We start from the raw sequence: 16524 nt of genomic DNA, 5'->3' as shown, positions 1-16524 counted from the left end.
CGGACGGTGACAACGGGACAGACGGCGATGGCCCTGACAGGCCGCAGCCGGGAGTCGGATGGTGGTGGGTTTCGCGCACCGCCGCAGATCCGTCGGTCACGCGTCGGGCTGCGGGGACGGGGCGGTGGGCGTCGGGGGGGCGGGGTCAGCCGGGGATGCCTATTGGTTCCTCTGGTTCGGACTGGCCGATGAAGGTCCGCCACAGGTCGGCGTACCGTCCGCCGCGTGCCAGTAGTTCCTCGTGGGTGCCGTCCTCGGCGACCCGGCCGTGGTCCATCACGACGACCCGGTCGGCGCGCGCGGCGGTGGTGAGCCGGTGGGCGACGACGAGCGTCGTACGGCGGCCCGCGAGCCGGTCGGTGGCCTGGTTGACCTGGGCCTCGGTGGCCAGGTCGAGCGCGGCGGTGGCCTCGTCGAGCAGCAGCACATCGGGGTCGACCAGCTCCGCGCGGGCCAGCGCGATCAGCTGCCGCTGGCCGGCGGAGAGGTTGCGGCCGCGCTCGGCGACCTCGTGCAGATAGCCGCCGCCGAGCCGGGCGATCATGTCGTGCGCGCCGACCGCACGGGCCGCGGCCTCCACCTCGGCGTCGGTGGCGTCGGGACGGCCGTAGGCGATGGCGTCGCGCACGGTCCCCTGGAAGAGGTACGCCTCCTGCGGGACGACGCCCAGTCGGTGGCGGTACGCGGACAGGTCGAGGGCGCGCAGATCGGTGCCGTCGACCGTGACCCGGCCGCTGGTGGGGTCGTAGAACCGGGCCACCAGCTTGACCAGGGTCGACTTGCCGGCGCCGGTCTCGCCGACGAAGGCGACGGTCTGCCCGGCGGGTATCCGCAGGTCTATCCCGGTGAGGGCCGCCTCGCCCGGCGTGCCGGGCCCGTCGGCGCGGTACGCGAAGTGCACGTCCTCGAAGGCGATGTCCCCGCGCAGGGAGAGCACGTCGAGCGGCGCGGCGGCGGACTCCGTGGACGTCGGCTCGCGCAGCAGCTCCTGGATGCGGCCGAGGGAGACGGACGCCTGCTGATAGCCGTCGAAGACCTGGGAGAGCTGCTGCACGGGGGCGAAGAACAGGTCGATGTAGAGGAGGTAGGCGACCAGCGCGCCGGTGGTCAGAGTGGCCGCCTCGATCCGGCCCGCACCCGTGATCAGTACGGCCGCCGCGGCGACCGAGGCCAGCAGCTGGACGAAGGGGAAGTACACGGAGATCAGCCACTGGCCGCGGATACGGGCACCGCGGTAGCTGTCGCTGCGCCCGGCGAACCGGCGCGCGCCGTCCCGTTCCCGCCGGAAGGCCTGCACGATGCGCAGCCCGGCCACCGACTCCTGGAGGTCGGCGTTGACCACCGACACCCGCTCGCGGGCCAGCTCGTACGCCTTCACGCTGGCCCGCCGGAAGAACACGGTGGCGAGGACGAGCGGCGGCAGGGTGGCGAAGACGACCAGCGCGAGCTGTACGTCGATCACCAGCAGGACGACCATGATGCCGAAGAAGGTGACGACGGAGACGAACGCGGTGACCAGGCCGGTCTGCAGGAACGTGGACAGCGCGTCCACGTCCGTGGTCATCCGGGTCATGATGCGGCCGGTCAGCTCCCGCTCGTAGTAGTCGAGTCCGAGCCGCTGGAGCTGCGCGAAGATCTTCAGACGCAGGGAGTACAGAACGCGTTCGCCGGTACGCCCGGTCATCCGGGTCTCGCCGATCTGCGCCGTCCACTGCACGAGGACCGCGGCCAGGGCGAGCAGCGCGGCCGCCCAGACGGCGCCGAGCGCCATCCGGCTGACGCCCTGGTCGATGCCGTGCCGGATCAGGATCGGCAGCAGCAGGCCCATGCCCGCGTCGACGGCGACGAGCAGCAGGCTGACGAGGAGGGGCAGGCCGAAGCCGCGCAGCAGGCGCCGCAGACCGTACGACTGCTCGGGCCGGACGGCGTGCGCCTCGTCGATGTCGGGGGTGTCGGTCGCCGGGGGCAGCGCCTCGACCTGGGCGAGCAGTTCGGGGGTGGCCGGGGTGCCCGCGAGGGCCGTGTCCTTCGGGTCCTTCGGTTCGCGGTTCCCGCTCCACAGGTGCGGGGTCACACCGCGCTCGGCGTCGAACTCGGCGTCCAGTTCCTCGCGGACCGAGGTGTCCTCGCGGGGCGCTGCGGGCCGGGCGTGACCCGGGGAGACACCGCCGAGTTCGTCGGGGTCGGTGAGCAGACGGCGGTAGAGGGCGGACCGCTCCTGGAGTTCGTCGTGGGTGCCGATGTCGGCGAGCCGGCCGGCGTCGAGGACGGCGATGCGGTCGGCGAGGCCGAGGGTGGAGCGGCGGTGGGCGATGAGCAGGGTGGTCCGGCCCGCCATGACCTGCTTCAGCGCCTCATGGATCTCGTGCTCGACCCGGGCGTCCACGGCGGAGGTGGCGTCGTCCAGGACCAGCAGCCGCGGATCGGTGAGCAGGGCGCGGGCCAGGGCGATGCGCTGGCGCTGGCCGCCGGAGAGGGTGAGGCCCTGTTCGCCGACCTTGGTGTCGTAGCCGTTGGGCAGTTCGGCGATGAAACGGTCCGCCTGGGCGGCGCGGACGGCCTTCTCGATCTCCTCGAAGGTCGCGTCCGGGCGGCCGTAGGCGATGTTGGCGCGCACGCTGTCGGAGAAGAGGAAGGAGTCCTCGGGGACGAGGCCGATCGCGGCCCGCAGGGAGTCATGGGTCAGCTCGCGCACATCGTGGCCGCCGATCAGGACGGCGCCGTGGGTGACGTCGTAGAAGCGCGGCAGCAGCAGGGAGACCGTCGACTTGCCGGAGCCGGAGGAGCCGACCACGGCCAGGGTCTCGCCTGGGTGGATCTCGAAGCTCAGTCCTTGCAGGACCGGGTGGCGCGGGTCGTAGCCGAAGGACACGTCGTCGAACTCGACGGTCGCGGGGGCGTCGGCGGGCAGGGTCTTGGTGCCCTCGCGCAGGCTCGGCTCGGTGTCGATCAGTTCCAGGACGCGCTCGGTGCCGGCGCGGGCCTGCTGGCCGAAGGTGAGCACCATGGCGAGCATGCGGACCGGGCCGACCAGCTGGGCGAGGTAGGTGGAGAACGCGACGAACGTGCCGAGGGTGATGTGGCCGCGTACGGCGAGCCAGCCGCCGAGGGCCAGCATGGCGACCTGGCCGAGGGCCGGGACGGCCTGGAGGGCGGGCGTGTATCTGCTGTTCAGCCGGATGGTGCGCAGCCGCCCGGCGAACAGCCGGCGGCCGACGTCGCGCAGCTTGCCGGTCTCCTGCTCCTCCTGTCCGAAGCCCTTCACCACGCGTACGCCGGTGACGGCGCCGTCGACGACGCCCGCGACGGCGGCGGCCTGGGCCTGCGCGTACCAGGTGGCGGGGTGCAGCCGGGAGCGGCTGCGCCGGGCGATCCAGCCGAGGGCGGGGGCCACGGCGAGGGCGATCAGCGTCAGCGGCAGCGACAGCCAGGCCATGACGGCCAGCGAGACCAGGAAGAGCAGGGCGTTCCCGATGGTCATCGGGAGCATGAAGAGCAGGCCCTGGATCAGCTGGAGGTCACTGGTGGCGCGGCCGACCACCTGGCCGGTGGACAGCTCGTCCTGGCGGCGGCCGTCGAGCCGGGTGATCGTCTCGTACATCTCGGTACGCAGGTCGTGCTGGACGTCGAGGGCGAGCCGGCCGCCGTAGTAGCGGCGTATGTAGGTGAAGACGTAGACCAGCAGGGCGGCGCCGATCAGGGTGCCGGCCCAGGGGGCCATGGGGCGGCTGTGGTCGCCGATCACATCGTCGATGATCACCTTGGTGACCAGCGGGACCAGCGCCATGACCGCCATGCCCGCGAGGGAAGAGCCGAGCGCGAGGACGACGTCCTTGGGGTGACGCCAGGCGTACCCGACCAGTCGTCCGGCCCATCCCCGTTCCGATACCACGCCGCCGCCTCCCACAAGTCCCGATCATCCGCAACACCCCAACACCGCCCCCACCGAATTTCATCCCCCCGCAACAAACCACTCCGCTGGGTCCGGCCGATTTCGTGTGCGGGATGTTGAGAGTGCCGGGGTCGAAGGTGCGGCCGGTTCGCAGGTGCGGGGATTGGTCCGCGTGGTGGTGGGTTGCAGCCGGTTGAAAGCCGCGAGGGGGCAGGGGTGCCGGGGGGCGCGGCCGGTTAGAAGGTGCGGGGATCGGTCGGCGTGGTGGTGGCTTGCAGCCGGTTGAAAACGCGAGGGGGCAGGGGTGCCCGGAGGGACGAGGGCTGCGGCCGGTTAAAAGGTACGGGGATCGGTCGGCGTGGTGGTGGCTTGCAGCCGGTTGAAAACGCGAGGGGGCAGGGGTGCCCGGAGGGACGAGGGCTGCGGCCGGTTAGAAGGTGCGGGGATCGGTCGGCGTGGTGGTGAGAAGTGCGGCCGGTCAGAAGGCGCGAGGGGGCAGGGGTGCCCGGAGGGGCGGGGGTGCGGGCGGCTCGGGGACGAGAAGGGCGGGGGTTGTGGCCGGTTCGCAGGTGCGGGGGCGGCGTGGCTCGGCGCCTGCCGGGTGTAGAGGCGGTGAGTCGCCTGGGGGCGCCGGTCAACGGGCTCGGCGGGCTCCCGAGAGGGCCGGTTACGGGGCGGCGGCCGGGCCGGTCGGGGAGCGGCCGGGCGTGTATGTCCGTGCGCAGGGGCGCGGTGAGGTGTCCCGCCGTACTCCCCGCGACGGACCGGCCCGCGCACCAAGCCGACGGACCGGCCCGCGCACCAAGCCGACGAGCGACGCTCGCCGGACCACCCGACGACACCCGGTGCACAGTGCCGGCCGCCCCGCGCGGCCCCGGACCGATGAGCAGCGCCGACCGCCCCGCGCACCCCGTGCGGACGAACCCACCCCCACCCGAGCCGAAGCCCGGGTCGGCCGGGACGGGGAGCGATGCGGCGCGGCGCGTCAGCCGGGGCGACGGCGCCGGGTCCCGCGGGCAGGGGCAGCCGGGGGCGTGGTGTGGGTCAGGTGCGGACTCGCAGGTGGTAGAAGCGGGTCGTCTGGGCGGGGTTCTGGTTGTCGTCGCTGACCAGGACGACCTTCAGGCGGCCCCGGTCGCGGCCCGTGATGGCCATGCCCTCGATGTTGTCGAGGAGGGGGTTGGGCTGGGGCTGCTTCGCGGTGGCGCCCAGGGACGGGCAGTCGACGAGGTCCGCCAGCAGGGTCTTGTTGATGGGCCGTACGCCCTTCTGACCGGTCAGGTTCTCGACGCCGCCGGTGTCGGTGGCGTGCCGCGGGTCGGCCAGGTAGAGGCGGACGGTGTTGCCGACGCCGGCGGTGAAGCCGCGTTCCAGGACGAGCAGCCGGCCGTCGGGGGTCGCCTGGACCTCGGGGACGCCGAGACCCGGGTCGGTGCGGTAGGCGTACTGCGCGGAGAGCCGGAAGTGGCCGCCCTTCGTCCGCTGCCAGGTCTGGAAGCGGACGGTGTCGGCGGCGTCGCCGGAGAGCGGGCCCTCCATGGCGGCGAGCAGGGTGCGCCCGCCGGGCAGCAGGGTCAGGCCCTCGAAGGTCAGATTGTTCGTGGCGCGGCCCGCGGGGGCGACCAGCAGGGCGGACGGCACGGGCAGCCGGTCGAGGATCCGGCCGTCGCGGGAGTAGCGGCGTACGGAGGGCTCGGTCTCGGAGCTGACCAGCCGGGTCCCGTCGCGGTCCACGACCAGGCCCTCGGAGTCCAGCTGGGCGCCCTTCTCGTCGGCGAGCGGGACGACCGACGTCGGCCGGAGGGTCTTCGCGTCAAGGCCGAACAGCGCGGAGCGGTCGGAGAGGGCGGCGAGGGAGCCGTCCCGGTCCACGGCGAGCGCGGAGAAGTTGCCGACGAAGGTGCCCTCGTACGTCGTCTTGTCGAGCGCGTCGGAGAAGCGGTCGATGGAGACGGCGGGCGAGCAGGCGTTGCCCCGTGCGGGGGCCGCACCCGCGGTCCCCGCGGCGGTGAGGCAGGTGGCCGCCGCCAGCGCGGCGGTGAAGGTGGCGAGTGCGGTTCTCATGCGCATGGCGTCACCGTAGGGCAGCTCGGTGACGCAGCGGGGTCCGCGCATTGACGTCCTCCCCTCCCTGAAGGGGATTCCTGGCTCAGGCTGCCTCCGGGAACGGCGCTCCCGGAGGTCTTACGCCCTCGGCACCAGCCTGGTCGAGACCAGCCCGGACGAGCAGCCGTTGGGATGGGGGCCGTTGGGGTGGGGGTGGGTGTCGGGTGCCGTGTCTTGCTGGGCAACCGATACCTCCCGTACTCCACCGCCGCTGGTAGGCGTGGCGCGGCCACCGTTCCGGGCGGTCACGGCCCCCGCTGCCATGTGTGCTTGAACTACTACTTCGCTCACACCGGTGAGGCCGGTCTCCGATCCGGGCGTGTCCCGGACCCCGGACAGGAGCATGGGGACGCCCCCGACCGCTCGGCCGGGGCGTCCCAACTCGCCTTCTCGGAGAGCCGTATGAAGCTGCGTTCCTGGTCCCTCGCCGTCACCCTCGCGCTGACCGCCCTGCTGCTGCCCGCCCAGGCCGCCTCCGCCCGGGCCGCCGTCCCGTCCTGCCCCGACGGATCGGTGTGCTTCTGGAGCAAGGAGGGCTTCGGCGGCTCCTACTGGGAGTGGACCTCCCGCAGCGGCTACCGCGACATGCCGCCCAGCCTGCACGACCACGTCGGCTCCGCCGTCGCGGGCACCCGCGCCTGCTTCATCAACTGGTCCCCCGTCGAGAAGCGGGACGTGTTCAAGGGCGACTGGCGCTCGCGCTACCTCGGGGACTTCGGCGGCCGTATGGACGGCGTGGGACCGGGCGCCTGCTGACGGGCCGATCGTCCTCAGCCGAGGTGCGTCGGCGCGAACATCCGCAGCACCGCGGGGAGCACCACCACCGACGGCCCCGGTGACGCGAGCGCCTGTGCCAGGTCCGCCTCCAGGGTCTCGGGGCTGGTGCGCACCCCGGGGACACCGAAGGACCCGGCGAGCGCCACATAGTCGGGGCGGGTCAGCTCCGTCGCCGTGGCCTGGCCGAACGCGTCGGTCATGTACTCGCGCAGGATGCCGTAGCCGCCGTCGTCGACGATCAGCCAGGTGACGTTCAGACCGTACTGGCGGGCCGTCGCCAACTCAGCGATCGAGTAGAGCGCGCCGCCGTCGCCCGACACCGCCAGCACCGGGCGGCCCGGGTCGGCGGCGGCGGCACCGAGGGCCGCCGGGAAACCGTAGCCGAGGCCGCCGGCGCCCTGCGCCGAGTGCATGGTGTTCGGGGCCTGGGCATCGAAGGCCGACCAGGCCCAGTAGGCCAGGATGGTCATGTCCCAGAAGGACGGGGCGCCCGCCGGCAGGGCCCGGCGGACCGCGGCCAGCACGTCCTGTTCCAGGGTGAGTTCCTGGCCCATGATGCGGTCGGCGACCTTGGCCAGCAGGGCGCGCACCCGCCGCGGCGCCGCGGCGTCCGTGCGCTCCGCCACCGTCTCCAGCAGCGCCTGGAGGGCGAGCCGGGCGTCCGCGTGGATGCCCAGGGCGGGGTGGTTGGACTCCAGCTTGCCGAGGTCGGCCTCGATCTGGATCACCCGGCCGCGCGGCGCGAACGTGTGGTAGTTGGAGGACAGTTCACCGAGTCCGGAGCCGACCACCAGCAGCACGTCCGCGTCCTCCAGGAAGTCCGTCGTGTGCCGGTCCTCCAGCCACGACTGGAGGGACAGCGGATGCTCCCACGGGAACGCGCCCTTGCCGCCGAAGGTCGTCACGACCGGGGCGTCCAGGCGCTCGGCCAGCCGCAGCAGCTTGCCTGCGGCGTCCGCCCGGACCACTCCCCCGCCGGCGATGATCGCCGGCCGGGCGGCGCGGGCGAGCAGATCGGCGGCCAGCGCGGTCAGTTCGGGCCGCGGGACCAGTTCGTCCGGGGTGGCGTCCAGCGCGGTCACCACCGGCAGGGCCGTCCGCGCCAGCAGCACGTCCTGCGGGATCTCCACCCACACCGGGCCGTGCGGGGCGGTCAGCGCCGACTTCCAGGCGGCGGCGACGGCGGACGGGATCTGGGACTGGGCGCGGACGGTGTGGACCGACTTGACCACGCCCCGGAACGAGGCGGCCTGGTCGGGGAGTTCATGCAGATAGCCGTGCCGGCCGCCGCCGAGCCCGGCCGTCGGGATCTGGCTGCTGATGGCGAGGACGGGCGCGGAGGCCGCCGCCGCCTCCTGGAGCGCGGCCAGCGAGGTCAGCGCGCCCGGCCCCGTCGACAGCAGCAGCGGCGCGGCCTCGCCGGTGATCCGGCCGTACGCGTCCGCCGCGAACGCGGCGTTGCTCTCCACGCGCAGGCCCACATAGCGCAGGTCCGAGCGGCGCAGCGCGTCGAACATGCCGAGGGCGTGCTGGCCGGGCAGTCCGAACACGGTCGTCGCGCCGAGCCCGGCCAGGGTCTCCACGACCAGGTCGCCGCCGTTGCGGCCGGGTGGCGGGTCGAGGGCGGCGGCCGTCTGCGCGGGCGTCGGGCGGAGTACCAGGTCATGGTCGTGCGTCACGGGGGCTCGGTCTCCTCAACGAGTCGGGCGCCCCGAAGGGGGCGCGAGGAACTGCGCGACCAGCCATGATGCGGCCGCAGACGAACAACGGTCACCCCCCTGAGCCAATCGGCGCCCCAAAGGGACACGAGGACCTGCACAACCAGCCACGATGCGGCCACAGACGAACAACGACCCAGCGCGGCCGATCCAGCCGAGCCACAGCGGCAGCCGTCCGCACCGGCGTACGTCACTGGAACTCACCCCCCTGAGCCAATCGGCGCCCCAAAGGGACACAAGGACCTGCACAACCAGCCATGATGCGGCCGCAGACGAACGACGACCCAACACCGCCGAACCAGCGGAGCTACGCGGTGCGGTCCGCCGCGATCCGGCGGGTCATCAGGGTGGTCAGCTCGTAGGCCGTGTGGGAGGCGGCCACGGAGGTGATCTCGGCGTGGTCGTACGCGGGCGCCACCTCAACGACATCCGCCGACACCAGGTTGCAGGACGCCAGGCCGCGCAGGATCTCCAGCAGTTCGCGGGAGGTCATGCCGCCCGCCTCGGGGGTGCCGGTGCCGGGCGCGTGCGCCGGGTCGAGGCAGTCGATGTCGATGGACACGTACAGCGGCCGGTCGCCGATGCGGTGGCGCAACTGGTCGGCGATCTCGTCGGCGCCGCGCCGGTAGACATCCGCGGAGGTGACGATGCCGAAGCCCATCTTCTCGTCGTCGCCGAGGTCCTGCTTGCCGTAGAGCGGGCCGCGGGTGCCGACGTGGGAGAGGGCGGAGGTGTCGAGGATGCCCTCCTCGACGGCCCGGCGGAACGGGGTGCCGTGGGTGTACTCGGCGCCGAAGTAGGTGTCCCAGGTGTCGAGATGGGCGTCGAAGTGCAGCAGGGCCACCGGGCCGTGCTTCTTCGCGACCGCGCGCAGCAGGGGCAGCGCGATGGTGTGGTCGCCGCCGAGGGTCATCAGCCGGGCGCCGGTGCCGAGCAGGTCGCCGGCCGCCGCCTCGATGGTCTCCACGGCCTCGTTGATGTGGAACGGGTTCACGGCGATGTCACCGGCGTCCGCCACCTGGGCGAGCGCGAAGGGGGAGGCGTCCTGCGCCGGGTTGTAGGGGCGCAGCAGCCGGGACGCCTCGCGGATGGCGTTGCCGCCGAAGCGGGCGCCCGGCCGGTAGGAGACGCCGGAGTCGAACGGCACGCCCACGACGGCGACATCGGCGGTGCCGACCTCGTCGAGCCGGGGCAGCCGGGCGAAGGTCGCGGGGCCGGCGTACCGGGGGACGCGGGAGGAGTCGACGGGGCCGCGGGGCGTCTCGCTGCTGCTCATGGTGAAATGCCTTCTTTCCTGCGCTTGTTCGCGCATGTACTGCTTTGCCGGTGACTCTACTGGTGGGCCGGGACGGGTTCGGACGCGAGTTCGGGGGACCGTCCGGCAAGGCGCCGGCGCCAGGCGGCGAGCACGGCGGCGTCGGTCGGCTTCGTCAGCAGGGAGACGGCTACGTAGGCGACCAGGGAGGACAACAGGCCGTAGTAGACGGGTTCGTTGGCCAGGATGCCGAAGGACGCCATCAGACCGATGACGGCGAGGCCGCCGACGATCACCGAGGCGAGGGCGCCCTGTGCGGTGCCGCGCCGCCACAGCAGCCCACCGAGGATCGGGACGAGGAGCCCGCCGACGAGCAGGTTGTAGGCGACCGTCAGGGCCTCGACGACGTCGTTGAGCGCGATGGCCGTGGCGATCACGACCACGCCCATGATCAGGATGAAGACGCGGTTGCCCCTGACCTCGTCGTGCGCATCCGCGTCGGGGCGCACCGCGCCCCGCAACCGGGACCATATGTCGTTGTTGGCGACGGTGGCGCAGGCGATCAGCGCGCCGGAGGAGGTGGACATCACGGCGGCCAGGGCGGCGGCCAGCACAAGACCGCGCACGCCGAGGGGGAGTTCGTCCTTGACGATGGTCGCGAACGCGTCGTCCGGGTTGCCCAGCCCGGGGTAGAGCACCTTGGCCGCGGTGCCGATGACGGCGCCCGCGAGGGCGTAGACGAGACAGTAGGTGCCGGCGACGGTGCCGCCCCACCTGGCGGTCCGGTCGCTGCGGGCGGTGAACACGCGCTGCCAGATGTCCTGACCGATGAGCATGCCGAAGGTGTAGATCAGGACATAGGTGAAGATCGTCTCGCCGCCGATGCCCAGCGGGTCGAAGTACTCGGTGGGCAGCTTGGCCTTCATCTCGGCGAAGCCGCCCGCCTTGACGACTGCGATGGGCAGCAGGAGCAGCAGCACACCGATCGTCTTCACGACGAACTGCACCATGTCCGTCAGCGTGATGGACCACATGCCGCCGAGCGTGGAGTACGCGACGACGATCGAGCCGCCGATGACGATCGCGACGATGCGGTCGAGGTCGAAGAGGACATCGAAGATCGTGGCGTAGGCGATGGTCGAGGTCACCGCGAGCATCAGGGTGTACGCCCACATCACGAGGCCGGAGATGACGCCCGCCCGGCCGCCGTAGCGCAGATCCAGCATCTCGGAGACGGTGTAGACCTTCAGGCGGGCGATACGGGCGGAGAAGAAGACACTCAGCGCGAGCAGGCCGAGACCGATGGTGAAGACCATCCAGGCGCCGGACAGGCCGTACTTGTAGCCGAGGCCCACACCGCCGATGGTGGAGGCGCCGCCGAGGACGATCGCCGCCATGGTGCCGGAGTACAGGGCGGGTCCGAGGCGGCGGCCGGCCACCAGGAACTCGCTCTTCGACTTGGCGCGGCGCATGCCCCACCAGCCCATGGCCAGCATGCCGACGAGATAGAGGACGATCACGGTGTAGTCGACGGCCATGTGGGGGCCCTCCTTCGCGCGCGGTCGGTGGCGTGTCGTGCGGAGACGAGTGGGGTGTCCTGGAAGCGGGTTTCCGGGAGCGGGGACGCCGGCAGCGGATCACGGGGACGGATGCCGGTACCCGTGGCTGCCGGTCCGGACCGACATTAGGTGGCCGGAAAGCGACTGCGAAGTGTACGTTTCATCCATTCGAGCGCGTCTTAGTGGAGGGAACGCACACGATGCCGGACAGGTCCGCGCCGGCCGCCCCGGCGGTCCCTCCCACCCCGCCGGTGCCGCTGGCGGCGCTGCTGGCCCGGGAGGACCTGGCCCTGCGGCAGATCGCCGGGCCGTCGGGGTCCGGGGTCGCCGTCCACTGGGCGCAGACCTCCGAGATGTCCGACCCCTATCCCTACCTGCTGGGCGGCGAGCTGCTGCTGACCGCGGGCGTGCACATCCCCGGGGCGGCGGGCTCGGACGGGGGTGCCCCCGGTCGGGCCGAGCCGGGACTGGGGGAATACTTCGACGACTACGTGGCCCGGATCGTGGCGGCGGGCGGCGCGGCGCTGGGTTTCGGCGTCGCGCCGGTGCACGACACGGTTCCGCGGGGCCTGGTCGCGGCCTGCGAGGCATACGGGCTGCCGCTCGTCGAGGTTCCGCCGCAGACGACGTTCTCGGGGGTGGCCCGGGCGGTCTGGCAGCTGATGGCCCAGGCCCGGCTGGCCGAGCTGCGCCGGGTCACGGAGGCCCAGCAGAGCCTCGCCTCCGCGGCGTCCCGCCCCGACCCGGTCCCCGCGGTGCTGCGCCAACTGGCCCAGCGGCTGGGCGGCCGGGCGTGCCTGTACGGCCCCGACGGCACGGAGATCGCCTCGGCCGGCCGACCCCCCGAGGACGACGTACGCACGGCCCTGAACCACCTGACCCAGGTGGTACGCCCCCTCCCGACCACCCCCCGCCCCACCCCGGACACCCCCAGCCCCACCCCGGAGCAAACACCCGGCAGCCCGCCCCCGAGGTTCCGCACCCCCGCTCCGGCCCCAAGATCCCGGACACCTGACCCGAGCGGCCCGACCCCGAGGTCCCACACCCCGAGCAGCCCGCCCCCGACCGACCGGGCCCCGCTGTCGCGGCCCCCCGACCCGACCGACCCGACCGACCCGACCCCAAGGTCCCGGACACCCGACCCGAGTCACCGGCCCCCCGACCCGACCGACCCGGCCCCGAGACCCCGGCCCCCCGACCCGACCGACCCAACCCCGAGACCCCGGCCCCCCGACCCAAGCAGCCCGACCCCGAGTCACCAGACACCCGACCCGACCGACCCAACCCCGAGGCCGCGGACGCCCGAGCTGACCGGCCCGGCCTCGATGTCGGGGACGCCCGAGCCGAACAGTGCGGCCTCCCTGCCCACGGTTCCGGACGCCGGGCGTCCGGCGCCCACGGAGGAGGCGGCTCCTTCGGCCGCCCCCGCCGAGGCCACGGCGCCGGTCCACACGTGCGCCGATGACCGCACGCCCCCATCCCGCCCCGCCTCCCCCGCACCCGGCCGTACCGGTCCCGCCGCGCGGCCCGCCCCCGCACCCGGCCGTACCGGTCCCGCCGCGCGGCCCGCCCCCGGACCGGCCACCCCCGCCCAGGCCGCGGACCCAGGCCGCGCGTATTCCGCCGGCCACGCCTCCGCTCCCACCACCGCCTGCCTGCCCGCCGCCGCCAGGCCCGCCACCACCTCCGGCCCCGCCGCCTCCAGGACCGCCACCACCTCCGGCCCCGCCGCCGTCGACCGTGCGGCCCCCGTGGTGTCGGCTGCCGGCGGGGCGGTCGGGCGGGGCGGGCCGGCCTCCGCGACCGATGCGGTGGGCGGGACGCATCTCGCCGCCTACTCGTTGGGGAACGGGCAGGGGTTTGTGCTCGGGATCGTGGTGCCGCGGCGGGAGCCCGGGGACCACACCATCGCCTCCGTGGCCGCCGTCCTGTTGTCGCTGCTCACCGGTGAGCACCAGAGCGGTGCCGGGGCGGCCCGCTCCGCGGCGCTGGTCCGGCTGCTGCTCGGCGCGGCACCGGAGGACGTGGCACCGCTGCTGGGCGACGGGCGGTGGCACGTCGTGCACGCCCGCCCGCAGAGCCGGGCGGCGGACGCGGTCGCCGGCTCCGCGCTGGGCGCCGCACTGGGCTCGGCGCTGGTCGACACCGGCCGTGACGTCGTACGGGTGCTGGTGCCCGCCGACCGCGAACCCGCCCCGCAGCCCGGCTGGACCCTCGGCGTCAGCGCCCCGGTCGCCCCGCACGAGTGGCCGTCCGCCGACGCCCAGGCGGCCCGCGCCCTGACCCGCGCCCGCGTCACCGGTACCGCGCTGGTCCGCCACGGCGGCCGGGCCGGGCTGGCCGGGCTGGTCCCGGCGGACGAGGCGGAGGGATTCGCACGCGAGCTGCTGGCACCGCTCGCCGGCCGGCCCGCCCTCGCCGAGACGCTGCGCAGCTGGCTTTCCCTGCACGGCAGTTGGGACCGCACCGCGGTCGCGCTCGCCGTGCACCGCAACACCGTGCGGCAGCGGATCGGCCGGTGCGCGGCACTGCTCGGCGCGGACCTCGACGATCCCGATGTCCGCATGGAGCTGTGGTTCGCGCTGAAACACGGTGAGTGACCCGCGTCCCAGCGTGCGATACGCCAGGGGAATCGCACCACCCGCTGCTCCACAATGGGGGGCATGCCGATACCCGGGACACCCAGCCGCGCCGAGCTAGTCGACCACCTAGTGAGCACCCGTATCGCGGGCGATGTCGCCACCCCCCGCGAGAACAACCTCTCCCACTACCGCAAGCTGGCCAACGGCGACCGCAACTTCTGGCTCGGGCTTGAGCTGGGGGACCGCTGGCAGGACGAGCAGGACGTGCTCGCGGTGATGGCGGAGCGGGTGGGCGTCAACGACGACCCGGAGTACCGGTACGGACAGGACACCATCGACCCGGAGTTGACGGTCGATGCCCTGGACCGGTTGGCGCTGCGGCTGCGCAAGGCGGCCGACGGCGGGCAGCGGGTGCTGTTCGCCACCGGCCACCCCGGCGGCCTGCTCGACGTGCACCGGGCCACGGCCGCCGCGCTGCGCACCGCCGGCTGTGAGGTCGTGGTCATCCCGGACCGGCTGCAGACGGACGAGGGGTACGTCATGCAGTTCGCGGACGTGGCCGTCCTGGAGCACAGCGCCACGCTGTGGCACACCCATTCCGGCGAGCCGATGCGGGCCATTCTGACGGGACTTGAGCGCGAGGGCCGCCCGTTGCCCGACCTGGTCGTCGCCGACCACGGCTGGGCCGGTTACGCCGCGCAGCACGGTGTCGATTCCGTCGGGTACGCCGACTGCAACGACCCGGCGCTGTTCCTCGCCGAGTCCGAGGGCACGCTCCAGGTGGCGGTGCCGCTCGACGATCACGTTCTCAGCCCGCGCTACTACGACCCGATGACGGCGTATCTGCTGACGGAAGCGGGCCTGGGCAAGGCCGACTGACGGGCCGACCGTCCCCAGACGCCGCGATGTGCGGCCCCGGTGAGGGAGCCGCACATCGCTCTGTGCGCGTCAACGGTCAGTGGCCGCCGCCACCGTGACCTCCGCCACCGTGACCGCCACCGCCGTGACCGCCACCACCATGGCCTCCGCCACCGTGGCCTCCGCCGTGACCGCCGTAGCCGCCATGGCCGCCGTAACCACCGTGACCGCCGTAGCCGCCATGACCGCCGTAACCGCCATGGCCGTAGCCACCGTGGCCGCCGTAACCGCCATGGCCGTAGCCACCGTGGCCGCCGTAACCGCCATGGCCGTAGCCGCCATGGCCGCCGTAGCCACCATGACCGCCGTAACCACCGTGGCCGCCGTAACCACCATGACCGCCGTGGCCGCCGTGGTCGTTGCTGGAGTACCCGGAGTTGACGTGCGCCGGGGCTGCCGAAGCGGTACCCGCTGCGCCGATCGCGGCGCCGCCGGCCATCAGGATGCCGGCAGCGGATACCGCAAGGAGACGCCTTGCGCGTTGTGCTCGCATGGGAATGCCTTTCCTTCCATCGTCTCGCGCGCCACTTTCGGGACGGGCGAGTGGATGGCCGCAGCCGCAGTGGTGTGAAAAGGTGCGGCGCGGTCTCTGGCTTCACCGCATGGATATGAAGGGCACGTCTTCGCACCGATGCCGCCAGGTCGGACCACGCGATACACGTGGGCGAGATCAACGACCGGAGTTCCGCGTCCTGGGAACTTCAACAGCACGGGGCGTGCCCTGTTTTGCGGCTCGCCATTCAGCCTAGCCCGGCCCTCTGGGATCGGCACCTCGGGCAGGACGCGAAATCCGTCTGGCGCCGACACGGGCCGTACGCCCAGGCGTTCAGCCCCTGGGCACACGGACCACGCCTTCCTGGATCACCGAGACGGCGAGCCGGCCGTCCTGGGTGTAGATGCGGGCCTGGCCGAGCCCGCGGCCGCCGTGCGCGGACGGCGACTCCTGGTCGTACAGCAGCCATTCGTCGGCGCGGAACGGCCGGTGGAACCACATCGCGTGGTCCAGCGACGCCCCGACCACGTCGCCGACGGCCCAGCCGCCGCGGCCGTGCGCGAGCAGCACGGAGTCGAGCAGCGTCATGTCGGAGACATAAGTGGCGAGCACGACGTGCAGCAGGGGTGCGTCGATGTCGCCGTCCAGCTTGCCGTTGGTGCGGAACCACACCTGGGAGTGCGGCTCGCGCGGCGCGCCGTAGCTGCCGTAGGGCGGCTCGTCGACGTAGCGCAGGTCGACCGCCTCGCGGGCCTCCTGGAACTTCTCCACGATCCGCGCGTCCAGGTGCGTATAGCCGCGCAGCCGTTCCCGGGAGGTGGGCAGCGTCTCCGGGTCGGGCGCGGCGGGCATGGGCGCCTGGTGTTCCAGTCCCTCCTCGTACGTCTGGAAGGACGCCGAGAGATGGAAGATCGGCTGCCCGTGCTGGACCGCGACCACCCGGCGGGTGGTGAAGGAGCGGCCGTCGCGGATGCGGTCGACGGTGTAGACGATGGGAACGCCCGGGTCGCCCGGCCGCAGGAAATAGGCGTGCAGGGAGTGCGCGTACCGGTCGGCCGGGACCGTGCGCCCGGCGGCGACCAGCGCCTGGGCCGCGACCTGCCCGCCGAAGACTCGGGGGACTACGGCGAAGCGGGACTGACCGCGGAACATGTCCTGCTCGATCCGCTCCAGGTCGAGCAGATCGAGCAGGGACTGAAGTGCCTGACTCATGAGCCAGTTGTA

General features: G+C 73.1%; 10 protein-coding genes. 4 read left to right on the top strand and 6 right to left on the bottom strand.

Annotated features, from left to right (window positions below):
- Positions 1 to 145: 145 nt before the first annotated feature.
- Positions 146 to 3892, bottom strand: a complete 3747-nt coding sequence (locus tag ABT245_RS33525) for an ABC transporter ATP-binding protein (RefSeq protein WP_351741098.1) — start codon at positions 3890 to 3892, stop codon at positions 146 to 148.
- 1044 nt (positions 3893 to 4936) lie between these two features.
- Positions 4937 to 5962, bottom strand: a complete 1026-nt coding sequence (locus ABT245_RS33520) for an esterase-like activity of phytase family protein (RefSeq protein ID WP_351741095.1) — start codon at positions 5960 to 5962, stop codon at positions 4937 to 4939.
- Between the two features lie 306 nt (positions 5963 to 6268).
- On the opposite strand from ABT245_RS33520, the gene ABT245_RS33515 reads away from it, so the two are divergent.
- Positions 6269 to 6754, top strand: a complete 486-nt coding sequence (locus ABT245_RS33515) for a peptidase inhibitor family I36 protein (protein ID WP_351741093.1) — start codon at positions 6269 to 6271, stop codon at positions 6752 to 6754.
- Between the two features lie 14 nt (positions 6755 to 6768).
- On the opposite strand, the gene ABT245_RS33510 is transcribed toward ABT245_RS33515, so the two are convergent.
- The 3 genes from ABT245_RS33510 to ABT245_RS33500 all read right to left on the bottom strand — a co-directional run bounded on the left by ABT245_RS33510 (position 6769) and on the right by ABT245_RS33500 (position 11286).
- A complete protein-coding gene (locus ABT245_RS33510) occupies positions 6769 to 8454 on the bottom strand; it encodes a thiamine pyrophosphate-binding protein (RefSeq protein ID WP_351741090.1) in 1686 nt (561 codons plus the stop codon).
- Between the two features lie 346 nt (positions 8455 to 8800).
- Positions 8801 to 9769, bottom strand: a complete 969-nt coding sequence (speB, locus tag ABT245_RS33505; protein ID WP_351741087.1) for an agmatinase — start codon at positions 9767 to 9769, stop codon at positions 8801 to 8803.
- A gap of 56 nt (positions 9770 to 9825) precedes the next feature.
- Positions 9826 to 11286, bottom strand: a complete 1461-nt coding sequence (locus ABT245_RS33500) for a sodium:solute symporter family protein (RefSeq protein ID WP_351741084.1) — start codon at positions 11284 to 11286, stop codon at positions 9826 to 9828.
- A 221-nt stretch (positions 11287 to 11507) separates the two neighbouring features.
- On the opposite strand from ABT245_RS33500, the gene ABT245_RS33495 reads away from it, so the two are divergent.
- The 3 genes from ABT245_RS33495 (at position 11508) to ABT245_RS33485 (ending at position 15378) form a co-directional block, all read left to right on the top strand.
- Positions 11508 to 13907 carry a helix-turn-helix domain-containing protein gene (locus ABT245_RS33495; protein WP_351741082.1) on the top strand — a complete coding sequence of 800 codons (2400 nt, stop codon included), beginning with the start codon at positions 11508 to 11510 and terminating at the stop codon, positions 13905 to 13907.
- 63 nt (positions 13908 to 13970) lie between these two features.
- Positions 13971 to 14768 (top strand): phosphatase, encoded by a 798-nt coding sequence (locus ABT245_RS33490; RefSeq protein ID WP_351741079.1) that lies wholly within the window; start codon positions 13971 to 13973, stop codon positions 14766 to 14768.
- 109 nt (positions 14769 to 14877) lie between these two features.
- The gene (locus ABT245_RS33485; protein ID WP_351741077.1) at positions 14878 to 15378 is read left to right on the top strand and encodes a hypothetical protein; all 501 of its coding nucleotides are present in this window, start codon (positions 14878 to 14880) and stop codon (positions 15376 to 15378) included.
- 255 nt (positions 15379 to 15633) lie between these two features.
- Here ABT245_RS33485 and ABT245_RS33480 read toward each other — a convergent pair whose 3' ends face one another.
- Positions 15634 to 16512: an acyl-CoA thioesterase gene (locus ABT245_RS33480; protein WP_351741074.1), complete on the bottom strand. Its 879-nt coding sequence runs from the start codon at positions 16510 to 16512 to the stop codon at positions 15634 to 15636.
- Between the last annotated feature and the right edge of the window lie 12 nt (positions 16513 to 16524).

The organism is Streptomyces sp. NPDC001508 (assembly GCF_040298665.1).
Classification (GTDB): domain Bacteria; phylum Actinomycetota; class Actinomycetes; order Streptomycetales; family Streptomycetaceae; genus Streptomyces.
The sequence above is the reverse complement of the archived record's forward strand: the minus strand, read 5'-3'. Positions and strand labels throughout refer to the sequence as shown.